Raw genomic sequence first — 24,354 nt, 5'->3', positions numbered from 1 at the left:
GATCCCCCAGATAATTGTCTATAGGTCTGGTAGTTAACAAGCGGCTTGCCGGGCAACCGGTCGGGCTGAAGCCTCGTGACAAAGGCCGCCATGGGCGGTCGAGCTATGCCACCTGGAGGCCCTTGGGTATTGGAAATGATTGGCACAGTGAACCGTGCAGCCGGGAGAGCCTGTGCCACCGTCGGTCTTGGAGATAGGCCAGAAAAGGCGAGCGAACGAATGCAGATCAGCCAACGGCAATCACGCTGGCGACAAGCCGGATGCTGATGACAAGGCCGATGCCGCCAAACGGCTTGGCGCAGTGGTATTACCCAGTGCCCAGCTGATCGGCAGGCAGATGGCGCGCGAGGATTTCGAAAAGTCCCTGCGGGCTGCAAATGACAATCAAAGGGATAAGAGTTGGAAATCGGGCTCGATAATCAGGACGATGAATAACGTCCACATTCCGTTTCTCCGTTGAAGATACAATATAGAAATGATATCTAGAAAGTGTGTCTATATGAGGAGATTACCATGGCCTTGAGCATCAAGACCGATGAAGCAGACCGGTTGGCGCGGGAACTATCCCGTCTTACCGGCGAGACCATGACTGACGCTATCACTCAGGCCATGCGAGAGCGACTGGACCGGCTTCGTGCCGAGCGCGAGGCGCAGCGCGATTACGTTGCGCGTATGAAAGCTTTCGTTCGTGAGCGTGCCAGTCGTTATGACCGCCGTCCGGTTACGAAACAGGAATGGGACGAAGCCGTCGGCGATACCTCAGAAGAGCCAGGCTATCATCAATGATGATTGTCGACGCATCAGCGATCATAGCGATCCTCTTCGATGAGGTGGAAGCGCCGGAGTGCATGGATGCTCTCCAGTCTGATACGGCGCGTCTGATATCGGCGGTGAATTACGTCGAGGCCGGTACAGTTCTTGCGGGCAGGATCAGGGAGGGAGATCGGCATGCTGCGATTGCCGATCTGGATGCATTCCTTGCTGATTTCGGCATCTTGGTTGCGTCCATAGATGACAGGCTTGCACGAGCTGCGATGAAGGCGCGGGTGGAATACGGCAAGGGATTTGGAACGAGAGCCGGTTTGAACTTCGGTGATTGTTTTGCCTATGCCTTGGCAAAACGGCATTCCGCTCCCCTTCTCTATGTCGGTGATGACTTTGCGCTGACTGACATTCAATCCGCGCTATCACGCGGCCCCTGCCAAGGCTAGCGCTTAGCCTTCATGCTGCGGAAGCGAGCAGCTTGGCCCGTTCGATCCGCTCACGCTCGCGCGGCGAATGCATCGCTTCCCACAAATCCGTCCGGCGCTGCACGTTCACCCAGAAGTCAGGGCTATTGTCGAACACACGCGCCAGAATGAACGCGGTCGGAGCCGTCACCGTACGGCGGTCGTTGCAAAGCTCGTTCACATACTTGCGCGGAACCCCCATCGCCCCGGACAACGCCGATTGTGTCAATTCCCAAGGCTGCATGAACTCTTCCACCAGAATTTCACTAACTGTCGCGGGCTTACGTACGGTCATCGGCATTTTCGTCACCTCAACGATAGCTGTGATCGTCCAGATAAAGGCCGGACGCTTCACCCTTATTTCCACCTCATCGGAACGCCAACCGCTATTGCTTGGTGACGTGGATGGAATGAAAACCCTCAAGATTGCCTTTCACCGTCTGATTTCGTCAAGCTTCGCCCGGGAACATAGTTGCGTGCTCTCGACGAGAGTGCATATGGGCCAGACGACCTTCATCAAGAAAGGGTTCCGTCAAGGTGATCCCTCGGGTTTCGGATTGCGCAGTTTCCTGATCGATGATGCTGGCAATCCAAAGAGTTAACTTCGCCCACGCGAACACAAGAACATCCAGACCGATCGCGTCATTCTTAAACCGGGACCACCAGAGGAACTCGAAGTGGTCAAGCGCATCTACACCGATTTCGTAGAATGCGGATTGACCGAACCGCAAGTTGCCAGTCGCCCGGCGTGACGGATCATGGTTTGCGCGAAACGGCCGCAGCAAGGCCTCGGGATGTATCGCTCACCACATTTCAATGCAAAAGCGCGCCGGCTAGGGATCAACGTTTCGTTTGTCATGGGTGTTCCTGCGCCGTTTCGGAATTTGCCTGCCAACGGTTATATGACCGATGGCAGGCTGGCGATACAATCTATACGCTGCTAGGGGCTACAGGGCAAAATTAGCCTGAATAATTCATGTCGAGTTGACGGATGTAGCCTAACCTTTTGAAACAGCGTAAGAAATGGTTGTCGAAGCCGATCCGTGCAGTTTCCGGGAGACTACATCCGCCATGAACGATCATACGGTGCCGCTGAGCGGTTTGTCACCCATTGATGGCAAGAATGTTGTTGCCCGGTTTGACGGCGGAATGCTGTCATCGGATGGTGGCCTTCTGGCTTTGAATGAAGTCGAGAAGCGCTATCGTATTGCCGAGCGCCTGGCAGGCTGCATCAAGGATCCGCGCCGTTCAGATCAGATTGTACATGGTCTTTCGACGATGATCAGCTTCCGCATACAGATGATTGCAGCAGGTTATGAGGATGGCAATGATGCCAACCGGCTTCGCAGCGATCCGGTCTTCAAGATGGCGCACAATAGTTTGCCCTCAGGGCGGTCGCTGGCCTCTCAATCAACGATGTGTCGGCTGGAGAACCTTCCGGACGTTCGTGAACTCCTCGCCATGGGCCAGGCCATGATCGACCTTTACTGCGCCTCCTTCCGGCAGGTACCGAAGCGGATCGTGCTTGATATTGATGATACTTTTGATGCTGTTCACGGTTGCCAGCAGCTTCGCCTGTTCAATGCCTATCATGACGAATACGGTTTTCAGCCGATTGTCGTCTTCGATGGTGACGGCCGGTTCGTCGCCGCAGTGCTACGCCCGGCCAAGCGACCAGGCGGCGCTGAAATCCGCGCCCACCTGCGCCGCCTTGTACGGATGATCCGAGACAACTGGCCCAATACCTGTATTCTGATCCGGGCCGACAGCCATTACACCAGCCCACTCGTCATTGACTGGTGTCGCGCCAATGACGTTGACTTCATCCTTGGCGTGGCGCCGACCACGACACTGCGCAAGCGCTTCGAGACCTCGGCAAAGGCGGGCAAGGTGCGCAGGTTCACGGAATTCTTCGATGGGGCGGCGAGCTGGAGCCGGGTGGAACGCATCATCGCGCGTATGGAAGCTGGTGCCCAGGGGACAGATACCCGCTTCATCGTGACCAACCTCACAGGCAACAGACCGAAAACGCTTTATGAGGGCGTCTACTGCCGACGTGGCATGGCCGAGAACCATATCAAGTCGTGGAAGACGCATCTGGCGGCTGACCGCACGTCTTGCACCAGAGCCACCGCCAACCAGTTCCGCCTCTTCCTGCATGCTGGGGCCTATTGGCTGATGTGGGGCCGGCGCGCTGCGATGCCGAAACGCTCACGCTTCGCCGTCGCTCAGTTCGACACATTGCGGCTGCGCCTGATCAAGATCGCAGCGCGAGTGATCGAAATGAAGACCCAGATCCGTCTCCATCTGCCGACCTCTTGCCCAAGCCAGAATATCCTGCGCCTCGTGCTTGAACGCATTCCAAAGCTGGCAACGTAAAAAAGGGCGTAAACGCCCCGAAACCTCAACCCGTTCGTCGCAACTTCCAAACCCAGATGACACAACGACCGGTTAAAACCGGCGAATGTCCCCCTGTGAAAAACGCTCACTTCGGCACACGGCAATTTGCACGATGCGCGCCATATCCATTCCGCTATGAATTAACCGGGTTAGCTGTTAGTGATGACGGACTTACTTCGTCATTTCATCGACCGTCTTCACGAGCATAGGCAGGCCGTCTTCGGGGGTAAGATCGCCCCGCATAACCTTGGCAATGATGTCGCGTTCCGCGCGCCAGATGCGCACCGACGATCCGGTCGGATAGCCCTCCCACGGGCGCGCCAGCTCGATTTGGGATGCCACTGTTTTGAAGCGCGGTTCCTTTTCGTAAAAAGGAGCAAGATAATCAGCGCCGTCAGCCAGTTTGTTCGTCGGCAGATATCCTGTCGTTTCTACCACGATACTCTGTCCTTTCGGACCGGTGGCGAATTTCAGATATTCCCAGGCCGCCTTTTGCACTGCCTCATCTTGTGAAAGAATGATGCCCGCCGCGCCGCCCGTCGGGAGGCCGCCATTCTCCTTATCGTCAACCGGTACTCTTATCGTGTTCAGTTTGAAGCGGTCTCCTACAAGACCGATAATCTGTGCAAGGCGGGCGGGTGTATCGATGAAATAGGCTGTTTGTCCGGCTGCGAATTGCTGGCGCGCCTGTTCAAATTCCAACAAATTCTCGCCGCCCTCAGTCACGATACGACGGAGAATTTTGAGGGCTGCCAGACCCTTTTCATTGTCGAAACCGGCATTTCCCGTTTCAGGCTCGACGAGCTGCGTTCCTTTCTGACGCAAAATGGTCTGCCAGAGCCAATCGTCGGGCCAATCGTAGATTGTATAACCGATACCCGCCATCTTCGGGTCTGCGTCATGGATTTTCTTGGCGCGCGTCAGAAGATCGTCCCAGGTCGCCGGTACCTCCTTGGGGTCCAAACCTGCTTTCTCGACGGCGCTTTCATTGACGTAAAGAATTGGGAGCGACGCGTTGAAGGCCATACCGTATTTGGTACCATCTACAACGCCGATATCGAGCATGGACTGTGAATAATTCTCCGTTATCCAGTTTTGTGGTTCGGCATCCAGAAACGGCTTGAGGTCCACGATCTGATTGCGCTTGGACAAAGTGCGCGCAAGCTCGGGCATAAGATGATAGCCGGGAAAGTAGATGTCTGGAAGCTGATTGGTGACGGCCAGCCGCTGCATCAGGAGATGGCCTTCGTCGTAGTCCTTGGCAGGAGCCCGGAATTTTATCTTGATATCCGGGTGTTCCTTCATGAAGGCTTGCGAAATTGGATCATGGAACTTCGCGAAGCCGGATTGTGCGTAGAGCACGTCCAGTGTCACCTCGGAGGCGGGTGCCGTTCCCGCCATACAAAGCGTCAGGGTTCCGGCGGCGATGAATTTTGCTATATGTTTCATATGTTCCTCCCTGGATTAAGACGTTTATTTATTGAGGCTTCTTATTTGACACCGGTCATGGTGATGCCCTGGATGAAACGCTTGCGCGCAATCAGGAAGCAGATCACGAGCGGGGCTGTAAGCATGGTGGCGGCCGCCGTCAGGGCTCCATAATTCGAGCCAGTTTCCGCGTCTGCGAAGAGCAGCATGCCAAGCGGTGGCGGAGCGAGCTGATTGTCGGAAATGACGATAAGCGGCCAGTAAAGGTCGTTCCAATGCGCGACGATCGAGAATACCGCGAAAGCGGCGATTGCCGGCATGGCGCTCGGCGTGACGATGCGCCAGATGATTTCAAGCTCGCCCATGCCATCAAGTCGTGCGGCATTGATGATATCGTCGGGAAAGCTCCTAAAAAACTGCCGGAACAGGAATATGGCGAAGGCCGACAGGAAAAACGGCAGCATCATCGAGAAATAGCTGTTGAGCTGGCCAGCCCAGGCCAGAGCGATATAAAGGGGAAGCGCTGGCACCTGGATGGGGATCGCCAGTGCTAGCAGGATCAGAACGAAGAAAAGGTTGCGGCCGGTAAATTTCAGCTTGGCCAGTGCGTAGGCACACGGGATTGCGACAATCAACTGGACCAGAAGGATACCGCTGCACACAATGACGCCGTTCAGTGCAAAGCGCAGCAACGGAGCGCTTTCAAGCGCGAAGCTGTAATTTTCCACGCCATAAAACTGCGTTGGCCATAACCGCAACTGAGCGCTGAATATCTCATTTGGTGGTTTGATTGATGTAACCAGCATCCAGACGAAGGGCATGACGATAAAGATTGCGCCCACGATCAAGATGGTGTGGACCGCGATGAAGCCAAGCCCCCGTTTCAGCCGCGAGAGGCTGCGGGCAGGCGGGCTTGCGGCTTGTGCTTTCATGTCCGGTATCGGTGTCAATAGTGCACCCTCCTGTCTATGAAAAAGGTCTGGATGCCCGAAAAGATCAGGATGAATGCCAAAAACACCAGAGTCAGAGCTGCGGCATAGGCGGTCGAGAAATACTGGAAGCCTTCCAGATAGATCGCATAAAGGATCACATTGGTGGAATCTTGTGGGCCCCCTCGCGTGATCGCGACTACCGTGTCAAAGACCTTGAAGGCGGTGATGGATGTGGTGATGAGGACGAACATGGTCGTCGGCCCAAGCATCGGCCAGGTCACGGTCAGAAAACGATCGATCACGCCAGCCGCGCCATCAATATCAGCGGCTTCATATAGGTCTTTGGGGATCGCCGAGAGACCGGCCAAAAACAGCACCATGTTGAAGCCGACCAGTTGCCAGATTCCAATGACCGCCAGCGTCGGCAGCGCATAGGCGGGGTCGCTGAGGAAATTGACGGGCTGGAAGCCCAGGGCAACAATAATCGCATTGATTGGGCCAAGGCTTGGATGAAGCAGGAACTTCCATACTGATGCCATGGCAATAAGTGTTGCCGTGACCGGCAGGAAGAAGATGACCTCATAGATTGCGCGGCTACGCGTTCGGCCATGGATGAGGAGGGCGAACAGGAGGCCGAGCCCCACTGATCCGGGAACCACGAAGGCCACGTAGATGAACGTGTTGAAGAGCGATCGACGGAAGGTCTCGTCGTGCAAGGCATTGGAAAAATTCTTGAGGCCGGTAAATGACAGCGTCAGGTCGCCAAGCTGATAATCGGTGAGGCTGAGCACCACCAAGACAATCAGCGGCACGATATGGAGCAGCAAGAGCAGCATGAATGCGGGTGCCGCCAGGCCAAGCCCTGTCAGCTTCTCGACGAATTCTCGCCGGCCAAGCCTTTGTCCAAGGGCCGGTTCAACGCGTTGAGCCATGTTTTGCCCTCCCGGAATCGTCGTCTGACAAGAGCACATGCGTTTTTCCGGCCCGCCGTCCGTCGGGGCCGAAAATATGGCAAAGCGTGGGGTCGAAGGTCAGTCGCACGGCGTCGCCTTCGTGGATGTCTTCGTGCGGTGATGTTGTGCGCATGATGAAGCCAGTGGCGTCCGTGCCGGTCAGGTCGAGGTGATGGAGAAATTCGGCGCCGAGATTTTCCGTGCGGCGCAGGCGTGCGTCGATGATCGGTTGGCCTGCAGCTGCCTGCTTGGGCGAACGCAGGTCGAGCGCCTCCGGCCTGATGCCGATGGTCACGCTCTCGCCTTGCGGCAGGTTGACGGCGATGCCAAGCGGCCGACCGTGTATTTCCACACGGCCGGCCGGTCCAATCGATGCGGGCATGGTATTGATTGTTGGGCTGCCAATGAAGCGGGCCACTTCCAGATTGGCCGGGTGCTCATAAAGTTCCGTCGGCGTCCCGAGCTGCTGCACCTTGCCGCCGTCCATCATTGCGACACGGTCCGACATGGTCATGGCTTCGATCTGGTCGTGTGTGACATAGATGAAAGTCGCGCCCATGCGCTTGTGCAGTTCAGTCAGTTCTGTGCGCATGTGGACGCGCAGTTTCGCATCCAGATTGGATAGCGGTTCGTCCATCAAGAAGGCACGCGGCTGGCGGACCATCGCCCGGCCGAGCGCCACGCGCTGGCGCTGCCCGCCAGAAAGCTGCGCAGGTTTGCGGCCAAGCAGCGCCTCGATCTTCAACTGGCCGGCCACGGCTTCGACCTGTTTTGCAATCTCTTGTGTGAGCCTTTTGCGGCGCGGCGAGAGATGTTTGGTCAGCGGAATGCGCTCCAACAGGCTGAGTTTTTCTACTGTGAGGGGAACAGCGATGTTGTCGAAAGCCGTCATATGCGGATAAAGCGCGTAGCTCTGGAACACCATCGACAGCTTGCGCTCATGCGGGCGCAGGTGGTTCACCGATGCGCCGTCCACGCTGATCGTACCTGCCGACTGGCTTTCCAGGCCAGCTATGATGCGCACGAGTGTCGACTTGCCGCAGCCCGAAGGCCCAACGAGGGTAAGAAATTCCCCGTCGCGGATCGAAATATTAATGTCGTCCAGCACCTTGAGGCTTCCGAACGATTTGCTGATGTTTTGGATATCAACTTGGGACAAAAGCTCTCCTCCAGCATTCGTCGCCCGCCCAAACTATCGTGGGGGGTAAACCTCGTGCACAACGTCATCGATCCACATCATCTTCAGTTCCGGCAGATGTACACGCGTAAAGCTGAAACCTGTTTCCGAGAAATCGTAGCGTACGGCGCCAAGCTGTTTTTCGCCGCCCAAAGGCGGCTGCATGTGTGGACCAACCGCGAAGGCGGCTGACGGACACCAGACGAACTGGACGCCGTCGAGAATGAAATCGTGTGAGAGATGAAGATGACCACTGGCGATAAGATCGACACCGAAACGCTGCGTGAGGCGCTGCAGCCGGGTGCGCGGTTCCCGCTTTACCGACCAATAGCCGTTGTCGATATCCTCCCAGCCATTAATAAACAAAGGTTGGTGGGTAAACCATGCGATGCGGCGGCCGTCCGCGCTCTCCATTTGTCGTTCCAGCCAGTGAAACTGCGCTTCTTCCGCCGCAAGACCGGAACTTAAGATCATGGAATCGAACCCGAGAAGGCGCCAGTTTCCCACATCCTTTGCCCAGAAATCTGCGCCATACTGTCGGTTCCAGCGTTCCAGACGATGTTCGTTGGCCGGCTGATGTGCGCTTTGCGGTTCGCCGACATCGTGGTTTCCCGGAACAACCAGCATCGGGGCGGGCAGGTCGACCATCACTTCGCGGCAGAAGGCAAAATCGTCCTCAACATCCGCGCCGTCCACGCTGATATCGCCGGAATGGATGATGAGTTTGGGATTTTCACTGGCAAGCCAGTTTTTCAAAGGTCGCCAGTTTTCCACGAAATGCGCCTTGTGGCGTCCAAGATGCGTGTCTGAAATCTGTATGACGCGGACCATTCTTTCATTCCCCTGATTGCAAACTGATCAGATCAATTCACCGCATCGAAAAAAAATTACAACTGTTGGTGTGGCTTTGCAAATGTAACGCTGTGATCGGTCGGTCTGTCATGTTCACCGATGAGGATATTGGCAGCGGTTATCGCAGCCGGTAACTCTGCGGCTCCGTTGACCACGAAAGCAGCGCCGCTGGCCTTGAGAAGCGAAGCCCGATCGGGACGCGGATCTGCTGGATCGACAAATCCGATCGCAGTCATGTCTGCTGCATTGGCGGCGACGACGCCGTGCGAACTGTCGTCGATCATCACGCAATGCTCCGGCTTGACGTGGAATTGTTCAGCGCAATGCAAAAGAAGATCCGGGGCAGGCTTGGGTCTTGCCACCATCTGGGCGCTGAACACTGCGGGATGGAAATGTTGCCACAAATCAAGCTTGCCCAGACTGCTTTTGAGGCGCTCGATGGAACTGTTCGAGGCAACGCATTTGGGCCGCTTCACGCTTTTGACCACCGCATCAATGCCGGGCATCGATGTGAGCGAACGCCCAAATTCCTCATAAAGGCGCGTGTGCCAGGCGGAGAAATGGACATCGACGTCGACCATGCCTAATTCTTCCGCACAGATCCTGCGGATAGTTCTGAATGGCCGGTGAACCTGACATGCGCCTCCTCATCCGTGATGGACATGCCGGCATTGCGCAGCATTTCGGCAAGTGTCCGGCTGGCGATGGGCTCGCTGTCGATCAGCACCCCGTCACAGTCAAAAATAATGAGAGCAATATTTTCAAGAGCATCCAAGCCTGCTGATGTTGTGTCGGTCATGGCAATCATCCCTGCATGAAGGGCATTGGATGGACGGCAGGAAAGCAAGGCCGCATATCGTACGGGATAGGTCGATGTCGTTTTGCCCTTTTGATTTCCGGCCGCATCGCTCTTTCCTCCCGGTAGTGCTTCAACTCTGACGACATTCAGTCTAGATAGGTTGAAACAGTTGTCAATGTTTAATTACAGATGTAAATATACTCGATATTGAAACCGTGGAATCAGCGATTTGTCCCGTACATTCTAACGGTCGCTATCTTTCCGTGCAGGACAAGCGCTGCTACACCAAAGCAGACAGGCAGAGGGTCCGCCTGGCGAGGCCCGGTTGGCAAATGAGGTTCTGAGGATGAACGGAAAGCCTTTGTTGAACGGTCCAGCTGCGCTCTCTGAAGAACAGATGCAGATGCGCGTTGTCTGGCAATATTTCATGGAAGGTCGCACACAGGGAGAAATCGCGCAGGCCTTCTCCACCAATCGCCTGCGCATCAACAAGATTATCGCCGAGGCGCGCCGGTCGGGGCTGGTGACGATCACGTTGAACTCGCGACTGGTGTCATGCGTAGAATTGGAGCGACAGCTCGTCGCCGATTTTTCGTTGCGCCACGCCAGTATCGTGCCGACGCCCGACAATCCTGATCTGGTGCCGGTGCTGGTGGGACAGGCGACCGCCGATTATCTCGTAGACCAGCTGAACACCACCGACATATCGGGGATCGGCGTGGGGTGGGGCGCGACATTGCGCGAGATGGTGCGTCACATGCCTAAGCTGAAACGGCCCGATGTTTCCGTTAATTCCGTCCTCGGCGGTCTCACGCACGGCATCGAGATCAACACCTTCGATATTGCGAGTGATCTGGCGCGACAGCTCAATGCGCAATGCGCTTATCTCGCCGCGCCGATTTACGCTGGCAGCCCCCAATCTCGCGACGCCATTGTCAGTCAGGACGTGTTCGAAAGCGCTTTTGAGCGGATCAGGAAGAACGACATCATCCTTGTCAGTATTGGCGACTTGACGATGCGTTCGCTGCTAATCCGCTACGGATTGCCGAGTGACGTTTCGTTGGATGAACTGATTGCAGCTGGTGCCTGCGGCGATATCGTCGCGCAGTTTATTGACCGGAATGGTAAGCCCATCGACCATCCGATCAACCGGCGCGCCATAGCGCCGTCATTCGAGACCCTAAAAAGCGTGCCGACTGTGGTGTTCGCGTCGGGCGGGCTTAACAAGGCAAAAGCGCTTGCTGCCGCGCTGCTCTCCGGCACCGGCAATGTACTCATTTGCGACGAGGAAACCGCGCGCCGTGCTCGGCAGATTGCGCTTGATGCATTAGGTGTTTAAGGCGAGTAGCCAGATCAGCTACCTTCCAAACTGTGCTGTGAGACGCTTATCATCTTTAGCGATAAATAGCTCTCCTCATCGCTGGCCGCTTTTCTCCAATCAGCGGAAACCATCAATCCAGCTTGGAAATCGCCAAATGCGAGCGATTTTTGGACATCAAGGGGAAAGATAACTACCGCATCAGGCTCCAAAAGCCATGCTTTCGACCATGCACCTTTTTCAGATCCGCAACGTAGTCATCATGCGTTTTGAACTCTGCGAACTCTTCTATCTGATGTGCCAGAGACGCACATTCCATGAGATGTCGCGCGGCGTGCTTGTAACGACTGGAGCGAGCATAATTGAGTGTAAAGTCGATCATGGCACGCAGAAGGAGGGTCGCTGCCAGTGGATATTTTGCGCTTAGCACTTCTGCTGCAGGAGAGAGCAATTCGTAACGATCACCATCTAGTCCGGCGGCTCGGTGCATTACCAATTTGGCTGCTTCGGCAGGAGAAGGATAGTTCAAAAAGAGTATTAATGCCTGCTGGACATCGGGATGGGTCTGAGCGTATGCAAATGCCTTTTCCTCAGCCTCCACATCGTCAAAATCCGGTAATCGGCGCACAAATTCCTTCAGCATCTCGTCATCGAGAGACTGTTCAAAGCATTGCCAGCGAAACTGTTGTGCTTCTTCACCACGACCGAGCATTTCAAGAGCGTCGGCTCGTGTCGCCTGCCAATCGTAGGGAACTTGATACCGCTCACCGATTTGTGCCTTGTCAAGGATTCTCAAAGCTTCCTCGGCTCGCCCTGCCGAAACCAGCCTCCTGCCGATCTCTGTCGCTACTGTGGGGACAATATGCGTGTGCTCGGCATGCTGAGCGATATACAGATCCACGTCACCTAACGCGTCAGCGATTTGCTGCAAGGACACTTTTGCTGTGAAGAATGCGCTACTCGCATAGACATCGTCACGATAAACAGGCTCGTTTGAGCTCAGCCCTGTCAGTTGTCTGCTTTCGTTGGTTCGTTTCGTGTCGCGTGTCTTCGTTCCGCCTTCGAATAGCTGCTGCAATTGCCGCAGCCCTTCTTCGCCAAGGGCCGGTACCATGGATGGGATCAATCTGTCGAATTGACTGTAGCCATTGTTATTCTGGAGTGCTGCATAAATTCGCCCGACAAGGCTCTCCGTGGAAATCTTGACCTGTCCAGCTATCCGTCCTGCGTCATCAATTGCCTGATGAAAGCTTTCGGTGAGCAATCCGCTACCGTCATGTGTGCGTTCGTAAATAGAATCTCCTAACAACAAAAACTGCCATATGAGTTCGAAAGCCTCATCGGGATTCGTCGGAGCTATTTTTTCGACGATTGTTTTACGCTGGGTTTCCAGATCGGATTTGACCGTCTTGACTTTCTGCCAGTCGATCCAACTCTTGGCGCGAGCGATACTGCTGAGACGTTTGCGAACCTCCCTGGCCAATTCTTCCCCGCTAGAGTTACCAGCAAGTTCCATTCGAAGACGTCGCTTGTGGTTGGCATTTCCGGTACTAATTTCGATCAGCAGTTCAGCCAGTTTCTCTACGCCGAGTGCTTCGAGATTTTTTGCATTGAGCGTCGTTTTAAATGCCATGAAATAAAAGCCATTCGATTAATGCATAGCTGAAATCTGAATAGCGGACTGAACAGGTTTTCACCAGCATGATTAACGGCTTCTTGCCTGATTTGGAGAGTGCTCGTCTTGAATGTGAGAGCTGATGGGCAGAGGAAGAGATCCAGTTCGCGATTGACAAAGGCTCGTTGAGGCAACTGTTTGTCGTGATCTCCAGCCAAGACGCGAAAGCAATGGCAATAGGAACGAGATGATGAATAGTGACACGAGTAAGTTCCGGTCTGCTGTAAAAACAATGAGCTTGGAAGTGCTGGAAGGCTAGTTCGAATCGGCGGATGCCCCTTTAGAGTGCATGCAATTAACTAATCTTGATGGCTTCTTGACGAGAATAGCTGTTGGCCACGACGAGATTCCGATAGGCGAATGGCTATCAGAGGTCTGGGGCGAGGATCCTGAATTCGTCGATGATGAGGAGAAATCTGCGGCCACCCAAGCCATCATCAATCTCTATAATGAGATTGTCAGTCAGCTAGCGGAGGGGCTTGCTGAACCCATATTAATGCACATTGCAGAAACCGATGAGTTTATAGCTGACGGTTGGGTGAAAGGCTTTATGCGTGCGATTGCCTTGCGGTCGTGCCGATGGGAAAAGATGATGGGATCTGAAGCTGGTGTGCTTCTGGCTCCGGTCGTGATGCTGACTGACATAGACACATTTACTGATGGGGCAGATCTGGGATTTGACGATTTTTGCGGATCGAAGAGGATGCGATCTATGCGCTGCCTGACGTGATGGTTGCCATCGCTGATTACTGGAGTATGTCGGCAACCGAACGTGGTGAATTAACCTCTGAACTGAGAGCGATATTGAAAAGTCGGACGCAATGATCCTTGTCGATGTGGATCGGGCAAGAAATTCAAGAAATGTTGCGGTGCTCGCGGTTGAATAAACATGTATTCGGCTTGGGCCAGATTCCATGGAAGAAAAGTTGGTCATCAGGTTATATTTGTTTCACAAGATGCTCGCATCATCTCAATGTGTATCGTTGGGGCGATTGTTGAAAGGTTGGTCCGACCATTGAGCACCGCGATCCAGCCTGAAGAAGAGGCGGAGCTAAAAACCAATCTCGTTCAGGTTTGTTTGAGATTTGCCGTTCAGTTTGCCAGATGGCCATGGCACCTATCGCTTAGTTCGCCACGAAAGGTCATGACAGGGGAGCGTGGCCCCCGAGCAGAGATGAAGATCACGCTTTTGTATCGTTGCGATTCGCCGCTTTAACCGGACGGGAGGAAACTTTAAATGAAACGCAGTTTTGCGGCCTTTATCGTTTGACGAACCGGTTGACTTCCGCAGCCTCGTCCATTTCCTTTCGCCGGAAATAGATGGCGCGCCCACAGCGGATTGGACTGTGTCCCTGTACAATGATGATCTGCTCGTCTTTGCGCATCGACTGAGTAATTTCGTGCGGCATGATCAGGGGGCGGCGCTGTAAATTCAGGTTCTCAGATTTCCGCGAAGCGCTGTTTTTTGCATCCCAGCCGATATTGCGTGAACTGCTTTTCACTTCCACCGTCATTTCACCACATTGCGCCGAGACGTTTCGAGCGGTGTCGAGCGCCTTGATCGCGGCGTAGCTTGCGAAGGCGCATCCATCGATCCATGAGAGGGCACCGTCTTTGCCGAAATGTCGTTCAAGCTGGCCAACGGACTGGTACATCAACATCATGCTGATGCCGTATTTGCGTCCGCGATCGCGTGCTTCTTCCAACACGCGCATGTAGCCAAGCAGATCGACCTCATCGAGCATGAAGAGGGCACGGCGCTCAAATGCACCATCGGCCTCGATCATTGCATTGATCAGGGAGCCGATGATCACTCGCCCGATCCCCGGATAGGAACGCAGGATCGATGCGGGGATATTCAGAAATACGTCCTTCTTGCCGGTCGCGATTTCGGCGGATTTGAAACTGTCACCGCAGACAAGCGCCGCGTAATTGTCCAGTGACAGCCACTGGGTATCTTTTGAGGCGGTGGAATAGACGCCGGAGAAGGTCTGTTCGGTCATATTGACGAAAACGCCGAGCGTTTCGCGAATGAAGGTGGACCCAGAATGTTCCTGAACGTCACGGAGCATGGCAAGCACAGACGTTTCAGGTTCCGAAACGATCTGGCGCAGGCTACGTAGATTACGCCGTCCGGAAAACTCCGGCGACAACATCACATGGGCAAGGAGCCCGGTCAGGAGATTGTGCGCCTGGTTCTGGAAAAACGAACCGGTAGAGCTTTCGAAGCGAACGCTTTCCGACAAAAGCATATGGGCTATTCCAACAATGTCCTCCTCTTTCTTCGTGGAGGTCTCAATACCGTCAAGGACGTTGAAGCCCATGATCGGATTGGTTGGATCAAGCACCATCACGTCGCGCTGAAGTTTGTTGCGGCGATGTTCGATGACCATCGGGGCGACTTCGGTTGAGGGATCAAGGCAGATGATCGGGCCGATATAGCGCAGCGCTGTCGGCACGACGTTACTCGTCGTCTTGTAGCCGCCTGATCCGGCAAAGAAGAGCATATGCGTTGAATCGAAATCCTGCTTGTAGGTAAGAAGCGGTGCCTTGCCGCCGCGTCCCCATGTGGCTGGGTCATTTGGATCGAATGGTAGTTTATGAACGAGCTCCTTGTCGACGCGATAACGTTCGCCAACGACGATTTCGCCATCTTCCGGGAATAGTCGTGCTAGCGCCCGCATTGGCAGCCAGTCTGCATCGCCGAAGCTTGCGCGCCGGGCCCGCTTTATCTGTTCAGGCACGACACTGGAAATGCGTGCTGATACAGCCGCGGCAATAAAGCCAATGACAGCGCTGACGACCGCGATCATATCAAGGTATGACAGCGCCTGGTCCCAACTCAATGCCCGGCATTCCACGAAGGGGGAAAGACGGGTAATTTCGCGCAATGCGTAGAAGCCAGTTATCAGCAGGAAGCAGGCAAGACTTGCCAGCGCGATTGGTTTCCGCTGATGCAATGGCAACATCCAGACAGTCAGGAGCCCGGCAAGTGGGCCGCATATAAGGGCTGGTACAGGAGACGCTCGCAAAACCCAGTATTGCGGTTTCCCTGATAAGCCAGCGGCCAATTCCGGCCAACGCCAGTTGGCAATATAGAATGCTAAACTGGAAACAGCGATTGGCACCAGGACGAGCAATTGGCTTGGATGCGGTTTTGCGCCAGTCGTCATTGCGCAGCATCCGGCTCTTCTTGCCAATGAGGATCTGATGCTTTTGCGCGGAAAGCCATTTCACCGCGATTGCGCAAGCGCTGAAACTCAGCCGTATCCGGTAAAAGTCGCGCCAGTTCCAGCAAGCCACCTAGTAGGAATGCCCGGTCTGCCGTCGACAGACCGGCACGAACGACAATTTCGCCGAGTAGGTATTTTTTGCGAAGGTCTTTCTTGCGTTTAACTGACACGAGGAACCTCCGTCGACGCTCCAGTCCCACCATTTGTCTTTCTATGCGACGCAGCGGATGCGCCACCGCTGTTCCCTTTTTTCCTTTCGCGAAATCGTGTCGTAATTTCACTAATGATTTGATCGATCTCCGTATCGGCGATGTCCATTTCCGCCAAACCGGATTTCGTGGCTGCACGCGCAAAGCGCTCGGCGGACTTTACCAGTAGTTCTTTTCTACGTTCGTGCAGCTTCTCGATTTGCGTGTCGATATCAAGAATAGAATTTTTGCCTGCCATCTATCGGGTTCCTTCCCATTTCACCGCTTTGCCCCTTGTTTATTTAACTGTATTTAAAAAGATAGTTAAATATGTTACAAAGCGCAAGTATGCAACTGTTTGTGCGGCAAGGGCTGTTTTAACTGTCTAAAAAATCGATGTCGATCAAAGCTCGTGTGCCGAGATACGACATTCTTTGGAGGTCTGGAGGAGTGTCATGGCGATCATGTTCGTCAGAGCGAAGGTGATCAGCAGAGGGGCGGGGCGCAGTATTGTCTCGGCTGCTGCCTATCGCCATCGTGCACGGATGATGGACGAGCAGTCGGGAACTTCATTTAGCTATCGTGGCGGGGCTGATGAACTCAAGCATGAGGAACTGGCGCTTCCCGATGAAATCCCTAACTGGCTGACGACAGCCATTGAAGGAAAGACGGTCGCCGCGGCAAGCGAGGTTTTGTGGAATGCGGTCGACGCTTTTGAGAAGCGGGTCGACGCACAGCTTGCCCGTGAACTTGTTATTGCGCTGCCGGAGGAACTGACACGTGCAGAAAACATTGCGCTCGTCCGCGAATTTATCAGGGAAAATCTGACCGCAAAGGGCATGGTTGCCGACTGGGTCTATCACGACAGGGACAGCAATCCGCATATCCATCTGATGATGACGTTGAGACCGCTGACGGAACAAGGGTTTGGCAGCAAGATGGTGGCGGTATCTGGACCCGACGGCAAGCCGTTGCGGGTGATCAAGCCCGATCGTCCGAACGGTGCTATCGTTTACTCACGCTGGGCCGGTGACAAGGAGACGATGAAGGAGTGGAAGATTGCCTGGGCAGAAACGACCAATCGGCATTTGGCGCTTGCTGGCCATGACATTCGTCTTGACGGACGCTCTTATGCCGAACAGGGGCTCGATGGGATCGCGCAAAAGCATCTTGGACCGGAGAAGGCTGCTTTGGCGCGCAAGAATATGGAGATGTATTTCGCGCCGGCCGATCTTGTTCGCCGCCAGGAAATGGCAGATCGGCTTCTTTTAGAGCCTGAACTTCTTTTAAAGCAGCTTGAGCGCGAACGTTCCACTTTCAACGAACGCGACATCGCCAGAGCGTTACATCGTTATGTTGATGATCCAGTCGATTTTGCCAGTATCCGCACACGGGTGATGGTGTCCAATAATCTGGTGTTGTTAAGGCCTCAGCAAGTTGACCGGCAAACTGGTAAGGTGGCGCAACCGGCTGTCTTTACGTCGCAAGAGATCTTGCGCACAGAATTTGACATGGTTGGCTCGGCGGAGGTTTTGTCCAAGCGAACTGGCTTCAGGATCACTGACAAACAAAGGGCGTCGGCGGTAGGGGCCATCGAAACGGCTGATCCTGAGAAGCCTTTCAGACTTGAGCAGGAGCAGATTGACGCTGTCCATCATGTCACCGGTGACAGCGCTATTGCCACCATTGTTGGTCTTGCCGGAGCGGGCAAATCGACGCTTCTTTCCGCTGCACGTATTGCGTGGGAAAGCGGACATCATCGCGTTTTGGGTGCGGCACTTGCTGGCAAGGCAGCCGAGGGATTGGAGGAAAGTTCGGGTATCAAATCGCGAACTCTTGCCGCATGGGAACTTGCCTGGGCGAACGAACGCGATTTGCTGAAACGCGGCGATGTTTTTGTCATAGAAGAGGCAGGAATGGTGCCGTCGCAGCAGATGGCCCGTGTGTTAGAGGCAGCAAAGGATGCCGGAGCAAAAGTCGTCCTTGTCGGTGACCCGATGCAGCTTCAACCAATTCAGGCCGGGGCAGCGTTCCGCGCTATTGCTGAGCGGATAGGTTCTGCAGAACTTGCTGGTGTTCGTCGCCAGCGCGAAGGATGGGCACGCGACGCCTCACATCTGTTTGCACGCGGTGAAGTCGAAAAAGGTCTTGATGCATATGTAAAGCATGGACACCTTGTCGAAGCGCGAACCCACGACGAGATTATCGGCCGTCTGGTTTCAGATTGGGCAGATGCACGCCGCTCGTTTCTCCAGCAATCAAAGGGAGAGGAAAGTGCATTTTCATATTGTGACAAATTGCTCGTGCTTGTCCATACCAACAAGGATGTAAGGCGCCTCAACGCAGCTCTTCGTGAAGAAATGAAGAAGGAAAGTGCGTTGACGGTGCCGCGGGAATTCCGAACTGAACGTGGTATGCGGGAATTTGCTGTTGGTGACCGGATCATCTTCCTCGAAAATTCCAGGTTTGTTGAAAAGCGGGCAACCGGGCTTGGCCCACAATATGTCAAGAATGGTTTGCTTGGTACTGTCGTTTCCACCGGCGGCAGACATGATGATCCGCTGCTTTCCGTCCGTCTCGATAACGGCCGCGACGTTATTATAAGCGAGGATAGCTATCGAAATATTGATTATGGCTATGCCGCAACCATCCATAAAGCGCAAGGAACGACTGTCGAGCGGACCTTCGTGCTTGCCACCGGCATGATGGATCAGCATCTGACCTATGTGGCGATGACGCGACATCGGGATCGGACAGATCTTTATGCAGCACGTGAGGATTTTGAGCTCAAACCGGAATGGGGTGGGAAATCGCGTATTGACCATGCCGCGGGCGTTACTGGGGAACTGGTTGAGACCGGCATGGCAAAGTTCCGGCCGCAGGACGATGATGTTGACGAAAGCCCTTATGCCGACGTGAAGACTGATGACGGAACTGTGAATCGGCTGTGGGGCGTCAGCTTGCCCAAGGCATTGTCCGACGCAGGCGTATCGGAAGGCGATACTGTTCTTTTGAAAAAAGACGGTTTTGAAATCGTCAAGGTCACAATTCCGGTCCTCAACACGGAAACGGGAAAGAAAACTTACGAGGAAAGGCAGGTGGAGCGAAACGTCTGGACGGCAAAGCAGATCGAAACCGCAGCCATGCGTCTTGAGCGCATTGAGCGCGAAAGCCATCGCCCGGAACTCTTTGGGCAGTTGGTTGAACGTCTTGGCCGTTCAGGCGCAAAAACCACAACGCTCGATTTCGAGAACGAGGCCGACTATCAGGCGCATGTTCGCGACTTTGCCCGCAGGCGCGGTATCAACACAATTTCCGGGATGGCTGCAGACATAGAAGATAAGGTGGCGCGCCAATGGTCATGGATTGTGGAAAAGCGTGAGCAGGTGGCAAAACTTTGGGAGCGAGCAAATGTCGCGCTTGGCTTTACGATCGAGCATGAGAAAAATGTCTCCTATAATGAAGAGCGATGTGAAAAGCGTGCGGCTGACAACCCCATCGAGCGGGTCTATCTTATTCCACCGACAACCCGATTTGTCCGTAGCATAGAGGAAGATGCCAGGCTTGCTCAACTCAGTTCGGATCGCTGGAAGAAGCGGGAGGTAGTCCTCCGGTCGTTTTTGGAAAAGATCTATTGTGATCCCGATAGCGCTTTGGTCACATTGAATGGACTTGCATCGGATGTCAGCGTCGAGCCGCGTCGGCTTGCCGATAATCTGCAGCATCTTGGCCATCTGCGTGGATCGGGTCGCCTGATCGACGATCATATTACCCGAAATGACCGCAAGGCTGTACTCAACGCGCTGTCGCTACTCGCTCCCTTGGTGCGAGCCCATGCGACAGAATTCCGACGTCAGGCTGAGCACTTCAAAAATCGCGAAGAAAAACGTCGTTCATATATGGCCTTATCTATCCCGGCACTCTCGAAGCCGGCAATGGCCCGCCTCACCGAGATTGAAAACGTGCGAGAACACGGTGGACCGGATGCCTACAAGATTGCTTTTGCTTATGCCGTCGAAGATCGTTTGCTGGTTCAGGAGGTAAAGGCAGTCAATGAGGCGCTGACGGCTCGCTTCGGCCGGACTGCTTTTACTAAAAATGTTGATGCCGTCGGCGAACGCAACATGATTGAACGCATGCCGGAGGATTTTGATTCCGGTAAACGCGATAAACTGACCGATCTGTTTGGAGCCATACGCCGATTTTGCGACGAACAGAAACTTGCTGAACGGCAAGACCGTTCGCAGGTGGTTGCCGCCGCCAGCGTGGAGCCGGGGAAGAAAACGAGAGCCTTGTTGCCCATGCTTGCTGCTGTGACGGAGTTCCGAATACCAGTTGAAGATGAGGCTCGGGCGAGGGCGCGCGACGTTGCACACTATCGTCATGATCGAGCAGCCTTGGTTGAAATAGCCAAACACATCTGGCGTGACCCGGCTGGCGCTGTCGACCAGATCGAGGTTCTTATCTTGAAGGGTTTTCCTGGCGAGCGGATTGCTAGAGCCATCGCAAATGAACCCTCAGCCTATGGTGCAATTCGCGGATCTGATCGTATCATGGATAGACTGTTGGCAATCGGTCGCGAGCGACGAAACGCCCTTAAGGCCGTGAGTGATGCGGAAAGTCAGATCCGGTCACTTGGTTCGTCTTATAGGACGGCGCTTGAAAACCAGATCAAATCAATCACCGAGGAACGTCGACGCATGGCAATCGCCATTCCGGGCATGTCGTCAGCTGCCGAAAATGCATTGCGTAAGCTTATAGATGCCACGAAGACGACGGGCGCCAAACCCAATGTTGCCGCCAACTCGCTTGATGCCGTCATCTATCAAGAGTTTGAACGGGTTAGCCGGGCGCTTGACCTTAGATTCGGACGTGATGCGATTTTGCGTGGGGAGAAAACGGTCATCAACCATGTCTCGTCAGCACAGCGTCCAGATTTTGAGGCAATGCGGTTCAGGTTAAAAATTCTTCAGCAAACCGTTCGCAAGCAGGCGCGCGATAAGGTAATTGTGCAGCGCCGACAGCGCAGCATCAAGCAGGTACAGAGCATCGACCGATAAACTCGACTTAAATGAGATGGAACAAGAATGGATAAAACCTGCGATAGTCCCTTCAGTCATATGTTTGTAACGGACGCATGCGCTCAAAACTGCAGGACTATGTCGCTTGTGCGTGGTATTGTTGACGAATGGAGATAGATGAGGACAAAATCGATGACGTGGTTCTGGCCCTGTTGTGGCTGACGCTCCACAACGAGCGTTGCGCCTGGAAGGGGTTTGACTGGTCAACGACGGATCGGTTGCATGACAAAGGCCTGATCTGTGATCCGGTAAACAAGTCGAAGTCATTGATCTTGACGGATGAAGGTCTGCGCCGTTCAGAAGAACTGTTTCGCCAGCTCTTTACGCGGTGAACGTCGGTATTTTGCCATCGTATTCAAACCGACATTCAGGATTTGCAGCGTATTCTTCAGCCCCATTTGCAACTGGATCCTCAATGGTTTTGCTAAGCTATGAGAAGTTGACGGCGGCTTGATCATGATGGGCGCAACCGCACCATTCAAGGGTTTGGTATGTCGTTTATGCGCCTGATTTGCAAGTGCATCGCATAATTCGTTACCGTCCCACAGACCAACGACGTCATCGGGCGGGAAGTTTATTCGCTTCGATGAGCAACGGCCTTTCGCTCTGACTGCAGGGGACATGCGCTCGTCTAGACGCTGTATTCCCAGCCGTCTCCAAAGCTACCAAGATACTTGAACGATTTCGCGCGGGTGTCCTGAGCTGTCGACAGCAACGAGAAACTGCGAGTTTCTAGCGGACCAATCCCCATTGTTCGTCCGGCAAACCAAAGCCGAAATCGCGCATTTGGAATTCATAAAGGTGGCTATTGGTCCAACCTATCGCGGCGTGCAGCATTTCGTACAACAGACGTTATTATAGTCCCTGTGAAAGAAAGAGCCAGGCGACTTCAGGTCTTGGGCATCTTTTCACGAGCGAAGCGCTCAATGGAAAAATCGAGAAAGACACGGAGTTTAGGGGCCGTGTGCTAACGTGTGGGATAAAAAGACAAGATACGTAAACTCGGCGGCCTCTCAATTTGCCAATGCCGATCCGGTTGTGCTCTTTCATTCTCGGTGCACTCAGTATTGACACCAAGCGCTGTGGTTGACGCCATCGGCATGGAAGCCGATCTGACTGGTGTTACGTGTATGGCAAGGAGTGCTTGGGCACGCAAATGGCTACCCATCTGTGTTGCCGCTCACCTTTACGGCGTGGCAGTTGACTGCGGTGGTGTTCTGCTGCTTCCAATTGTCGTAGTTGTTGGTGGCTCCATACCCGCTCCGACGCATTTCAATCTCATGAGGTTCATCTGGCGCGGTCTGGTCGGCTGAAATCTGACTACGTTCTCTGGCTTCGCGAGATTGGGTGCCTAGCATTTCCGGTTGTTTCTGCACTTCTTTTCATCGGTCCTCTGAGGGCGGTACCCCTCGGCTGGATGTTGCTCGGGCGGTCACTAACGATGTTGCAGATTGTCGGTATCACTAACTTTTTTCGGTAGCATCTGGCTCATCCAACATTCAAGCTGATGTGTTTCTTTAAACAACGAGTGCGTGAATGAGTGCCGCCCGACAAATTCCGGGAGATCCTGAAAAAGCCGTCTGACGGCTATGGGATATTCGTGACTACACTGGACGACATAGACCAGCTTCTGCCTGTCAAGTTAAACTTACTCCTTCAAAAAGAGGAAAGACATCAAAAAATCTGCTCCGCATAATATTCAATTCATAAGATGTCGGAGGAAATTCAATGCATTCTTCGAAATCATTCGCTTACGATAGGATTTTTTCTCCTTTGCTTGGAGCTTCCCGATTGACAACTGTTGGAACCGGGCGCGCGATAGCTCATCATGGCGAGATATTGCAGGGAGTTTTCCCTGATGAAGCTGGACATCTCCATAGGGGGTTGATCACATTACCATGTTCAGCGTTCGAATCCGTTATAACTTTTTGGCCCGAAGATGGTGGCGTGCTCTGCACTCGCCCCACAGGCATGAATAAAGCTGCTCGTGCGGCACGGCTGACATTCGAGTTATTGGGGCAGAAAAAATGCGGTGGGTGCCTTACGATTGAAACGAATGTTCCGGTCAGTCTAGGGTTTGGATCATCAACTGCAGATGTTGTTGCGACGATTCGAGCAGTTGCTGCTGCTATGGGCGTGGAACTGCGCAGAACAGTTATATGCCGCCTTGCGGTTGCAGCCGAAACAGCCAGCGACTCTATCGTATTCGGCGAACAGGCTGTACTTTTCGCCCACAGGGAAGGCCGCGTGATAGAATACCTTCCCGGTGAGTTTCCATCTCTGATCGTCGTGGGGTTCATATCGCCGAATGATAAGCCCGTCGACACACTTACATATGTGCCAGCTCACTATGATAGATCTGAAATTGAAAGTTTTCGCGTCTTGCGCGGCCTTGCTAGGAAGGCAATTCTTGAACAGAATGTCGTTCTACTCGGCCACGTCGCAACAGCAAGTGCTCGAATAAATCAACGTTATCTTCCAAAGCGACATTTCGAGGAGCTTCTCCAAATAGCGGCCTATTGCGACGCTCTTGGTGTGCAAGTCGCTCATAGTGGTAATCTAATGGGGCTCTTGCTCGATGCCAGCGATCCGAACGTAACGGAAAAGGTCGCTGCCGCGTTTAAAAAAGCTGCAGAGCAGGGATTTATGAGCATTCATCAGTTCGCGGTGAACGTCGATGTGCAGCCGCTCCGGGTGGCGTTATGAACTTAACGTCTTTTCTTCACGGTTACGAGACGCCTCAAAAAATCGAGCTGAGCCCGAATTTCTATGCGGCCCAGTTTCGCTTGATGAAGCTGTTACCGGCCCACTACATCTTGGATCGCGCAGAAGAAAACAAGCTAATAAAGGCTGGCGGAGATATCGTGGAGACAAGCTCGGGAACCTTTGCGCTCGCATTGGCTATTGGAGTGCTCCCCATTTCACCGGACAGGTCGGCTAGTTTGATTTAGCCCTGATGAACTGCCGAGGGGAAGCCATCTTGAGCGCGGAATGTGGATGGATTTCATTATAGTCCTCGATCCATCCGTCGATGAACTGGAGCGCTGTTTCTGCGTCCGGTAGTGCTGCGATGCGAATATAATCCCGCT

The 24,354-nt window shown here is 53.9% G+C and carries 21 protein-coding genes and 3 pseudogenes; 10 read left to right on the top strand and 14 right to left on the bottom strand.

Annotation, left to right across the window (positions count from 1 at the left end; all coding sequences use genetic code 11):
- Positions 1-172 precede the first annotated feature (172 nt).
- From ACS5UA_RS03260 to ACS5UA_RS03250, 3 genes are read left to right on the top strand one after another with little or no spacing between them, the layout of a single operon-like run.
- Positions 173-460: a hypothetical protein gene (locus ACS5UA_RS03260; protein ID WP_162718798.1), complete on the top strand. Its 288-nt coding sequence runs from the start codon at positions 173-175 to the stop codon at positions 458-460.
- Between the two features lie 53 nt (positions 461-513).
- Positions 514-786, top strand: coding sequence for a type II toxin-antitoxin system VapB family antitoxin (locus ACS5UA_RS03255; RefSeq protein WP_012090891.1), 273 nt, complete (start codon positions 514-516; stop codon positions 784-786).
- Positions 783-1,211 carry a type II toxin-antitoxin system VapC family toxin gene (locus ACS5UA_RS03250; protein WP_012090892.1) on the top strand — a complete coding sequence of 143 codons (429 nt, stop codon included), beginning with the start codon at positions 783-785 and terminating at the stop codon, positions 1,209-1,211. Before ACS5UA_RS03255 ends, ACS5UA_RS03250 begins: the two co-directional genes overlap by 4 nt.
- 10 nt (positions 1,212-1,221) lie before the next feature.
- Here ACS5UA_RS03250 and ACS5UA_RS03245 read toward each other — a convergent pair whose 3' ends face one another.
- Positions 1,222-1,530 (bottom strand): HigA family addiction module antitoxin, encoded by a 309-nt coding sequence (locus ACS5UA_RS03245; protein ID WP_443101219.1) that lies wholly within the window; start codon positions 1,528-1,530, stop codon positions 1,222-1,224.
- Positions 1,531-1,678: 148 nt separating this feature from the next.
- Complete coding sequence (locus ACS5UA_RS03240) at positions 1,679-1,960, bottom strand: hypothetical protein (protein WP_041544966.1); 282 nt, start codon at positions 1,958-1,960, stop codon at positions 1,679-1,681.
- 340 nt (positions 1,961-2,300) lie between these two features.
- Here ACS5UA_RS03240 and ACS5UA_RS03235 point away from each other — a divergent pair, with 340 nt between their 5' ends.
- On the top strand, positions 2,301-3,608 hold the full coding sequence (locus tag ACS5UA_RS03235; RefSeq protein ID WP_443101145.1) for an IS1380 family transposase: 1,308 nt from the start codon (positions 2,301-2,303) through the stop codon (positions 3,606-3,608).
- Between the two features lie 192 nt (positions 3,609-3,800).
- Here the strand turns inward: ACS5UA_RS03235 and ACS5UA_RS03230 are convergent, their stop codons facing one another.
- The 6 genes and pseudogenes from ACS5UA_RS03230 to ACS5UA_RS03205 form a co-directional block, all read right to left on the bottom strand.
- The gene (locus ACS5UA_RS03230) at positions 3,801-5,078 is read right to left on the bottom strand and encodes an ABC transporter substrate-binding protein (protein WP_443101144.1); all 1,278 of its coding nucleotides are present in this window, start codon (positions 5,076-5,078) and stop codon (positions 3,801-3,803) included.
- A gap of 41 nt (positions 5,079-5,119) precedes the next feature.
- A complete protein-coding gene (locus tag ACS5UA_RS03225) occupies positions 5,120-6,007 on the bottom strand; it encodes a carbohydrate ABC transporter permease (protein WP_443101143.1) in 888 nt (295 codons plus the stop codon).
- On the bottom strand, positions 6,004-6,921 hold the full coding sequence (locus ACS5UA_RS03220; protein ID WP_012090897.1) for a carbohydrate ABC transporter permease: 918 nt from the start codon (positions 6,919-6,921) through the stop codon (positions 6,004-6,006). The genes ACS5UA_RS03225 and ACS5UA_RS03220 overlap by 4 nt, the downstream gene beginning before the upstream one ends.
- Positions 6,905-8,101: an ABC transporter ATP-binding protein gene (locus tag ACS5UA_RS03215; protein WP_443101142.1), complete on the bottom strand. Its 1,197-nt coding sequence runs from the start codon at positions 8,099-8,101 to the stop codon at positions 6,905-6,907. The genes ACS5UA_RS03220 and ACS5UA_RS03215 overlap by 17 nt, the downstream gene beginning before the upstream one ends.
- Positions 8,102-8,134: 33 nt before the next feature.
- Complete coding sequence (locus ACS5UA_RS03210; RefSeq protein ID WP_012090899.1) at positions 8,135-8,950, bottom strand: metallophosphoesterase family protein; 816 nt, start codon at positions 8,948-8,950, stop codon at positions 8,135-8,137.
- Positions 8,951-9,006: 56 nt separating this feature from the next.
- A pseudogene (locus ACS5UA_RS03205) lies at positions 9,007-9,770 on the bottom strand (HAD family hydrolase).
- Between the two features lie 346 nt (positions 9,771-10,116).
- Between ACS5UA_RS03205 and ACS5UA_RS03200 the strand changes: the two are divergent.
- Positions 10,117-11,109 carry a sugar-binding transcriptional regulator gene (locus ACS5UA_RS03200; RefSeq protein WP_040129720.1) on the top strand — a complete coding sequence of 331 codons (993 nt, stop codon included), beginning with the start codon at positions 10,117-10,119 and terminating at the stop codon, positions 11,107-11,109.
- Between the two features lie 172 nt (positions 11,110-11,281).
- On the opposite strand, the gene ACS5UA_RS03195 is transcribed toward ACS5UA_RS03200, so the two are convergent.
- Positions 11,282-12,721, bottom strand: coding sequence for a DUF6880 family protein (locus tag ACS5UA_RS03195; protein WP_443101141.1), 1,440 nt, complete (start codon positions 12,719-12,721; stop codon positions 11,282-11,284).
- Positions 12,722-13,037: 316 nt separating this feature from the next.
- On the opposite strand from ACS5UA_RS03195, the pseudogene ACS5UA_RS03190 reads away from it, so the two are divergent.
- Both ACS5UA_RS03190 and ACS5UA_RS03185 read left to right on the top strand, forming a co-directional pair.
- A pseudogene (locus tag ACS5UA_RS03190) lies at positions 13,038-13,493 on the top strand (UPF0149 family protein); the annotation flags it as partial.
- Between the two features lie 87 nt (positions 13,494-13,580).
- Positions 13,581-13,646, top strand: a pseudogene (locus tag ACS5UA_RS03185) (SEC-C metal-binding domain-containing protein); the annotation flags it as partial.
- Between the two features lie 376 nt (positions 13,647-14,022).
- Here the strand turns inward: ACS5UA_RS03185 and traG are convergent.
- From traG to ACS5UA_RS03170, 3 genes are read right to left on the bottom strand one after another with little or no spacing between them, the layout of a single operon-like run.
- Entirely contained in the window at positions 14,023-15,936 is a 1,914-nt protein-coding gene (gene traG, locus ACS5UA_RS03180) for a Ti-type conjugative transfer system protein TraG (protein ID WP_443101140.1), read from the bottom strand.
- Positions 15,933-16,166: a conjugal transfer protein TraD gene (locus tag ACS5UA_RS03175; protein WP_012090906.1), complete on the bottom strand. Its 234-nt coding sequence runs from the start codon at positions 16,164-16,166 to the stop codon at positions 15,933-15,935. The genes traG and ACS5UA_RS03175 overlap by 4 nt, the downstream gene beginning before the upstream one ends.
- On the bottom strand, positions 16,156-16,443 hold the full coding sequence (locus ACS5UA_RS03170; RefSeq protein ID WP_012090907.1) for a TraC family protein: 288 nt from the start codon (positions 16,441-16,443) through the stop codon (positions 16,156-16,158). Before ACS5UA_RS03170 ends, ACS5UA_RS03175 begins: the two co-directional genes overlap by 11 nt.
- 196 nt (positions 16,444-16,639) lie before the next feature.
- On the opposite strand from ACS5UA_RS03170, the gene traA reads away from it, so the two are divergent.
- Together traA and ACS5UA_RS03160 are read left to right on the top strand one after the other, a co-directional pair.
- Complete coding sequence (traA, locus tag ACS5UA_RS03165; protein WP_443101139.1) at positions 16,640-21,244, top strand: Ti-type conjugative transfer relaxase TraA; 4,605 nt, start codon at positions 16,640-16,642, stop codon at positions 21,242-21,244.
- A 128-nt stretch (positions 21,245-21,372) separates the two neighbouring features.
- On the top strand, positions 21,373-21,597 hold the full coding sequence (locus ACS5UA_RS03160; RefSeq protein WP_012090909.1) for a DUF6429 family protein: 225 nt from the start codon (positions 21,373-21,375) through the stop codon (positions 21,595-21,597).
- Here ACS5UA_RS03160 and ACS5UA_RS03155 read toward each other — a convergent pair.
- Positions 21,562-21,888, bottom strand: coding sequence for a hypothetical protein (locus ACS5UA_RS03155; protein WP_143851060.1), 327 nt, complete (start codon positions 21,886-21,888; stop codon positions 21,562-21,564). The genes ACS5UA_RS03160 and ACS5UA_RS03155 overlap by 36 nt on opposite strands.
- 1,105 nt (positions 21,889-22,993) lie before the next feature.
- Here ACS5UA_RS03155 and ACS5UA_RS03150 point away from each other — a divergent pair.
- A complete protein-coding gene (locus ACS5UA_RS03150) occupies positions 22,994-23,971 on the top strand; it encodes a GHMP family kinase ATP-binding protein (protein WP_443101138.1) in 978 nt (325 codons plus the stop codon).
- Between the two features lie 231 nt (positions 23,972-24,202).
- Here the strand turns inward: ACS5UA_RS03150 and ACS5UA_RS03145 are convergent.
- Positions 24,203-24,354, bottom strand: a 152-nt coding sequence (locus ACS5UA_RS03145) for an integrase core domain-containing protein (RefSeq protein ID WP_443101218.1), incomplete at its 5' end; no start/stop codon positions are given.

Source organism: Brucella sp. RRSP16 (genome assembly GCF_052246815.1).
Classification (GTDB): Bacteria; Pseudomonadota; Alphaproteobacteria; order Rhizobiales; family Rhizobiaceae; genus Brucella; species Brucella intermedia.
Note: the sequence above shows the minus strand (reverse complement) of the source record. Positions and strands in the feature narration are given on the sequence as shown.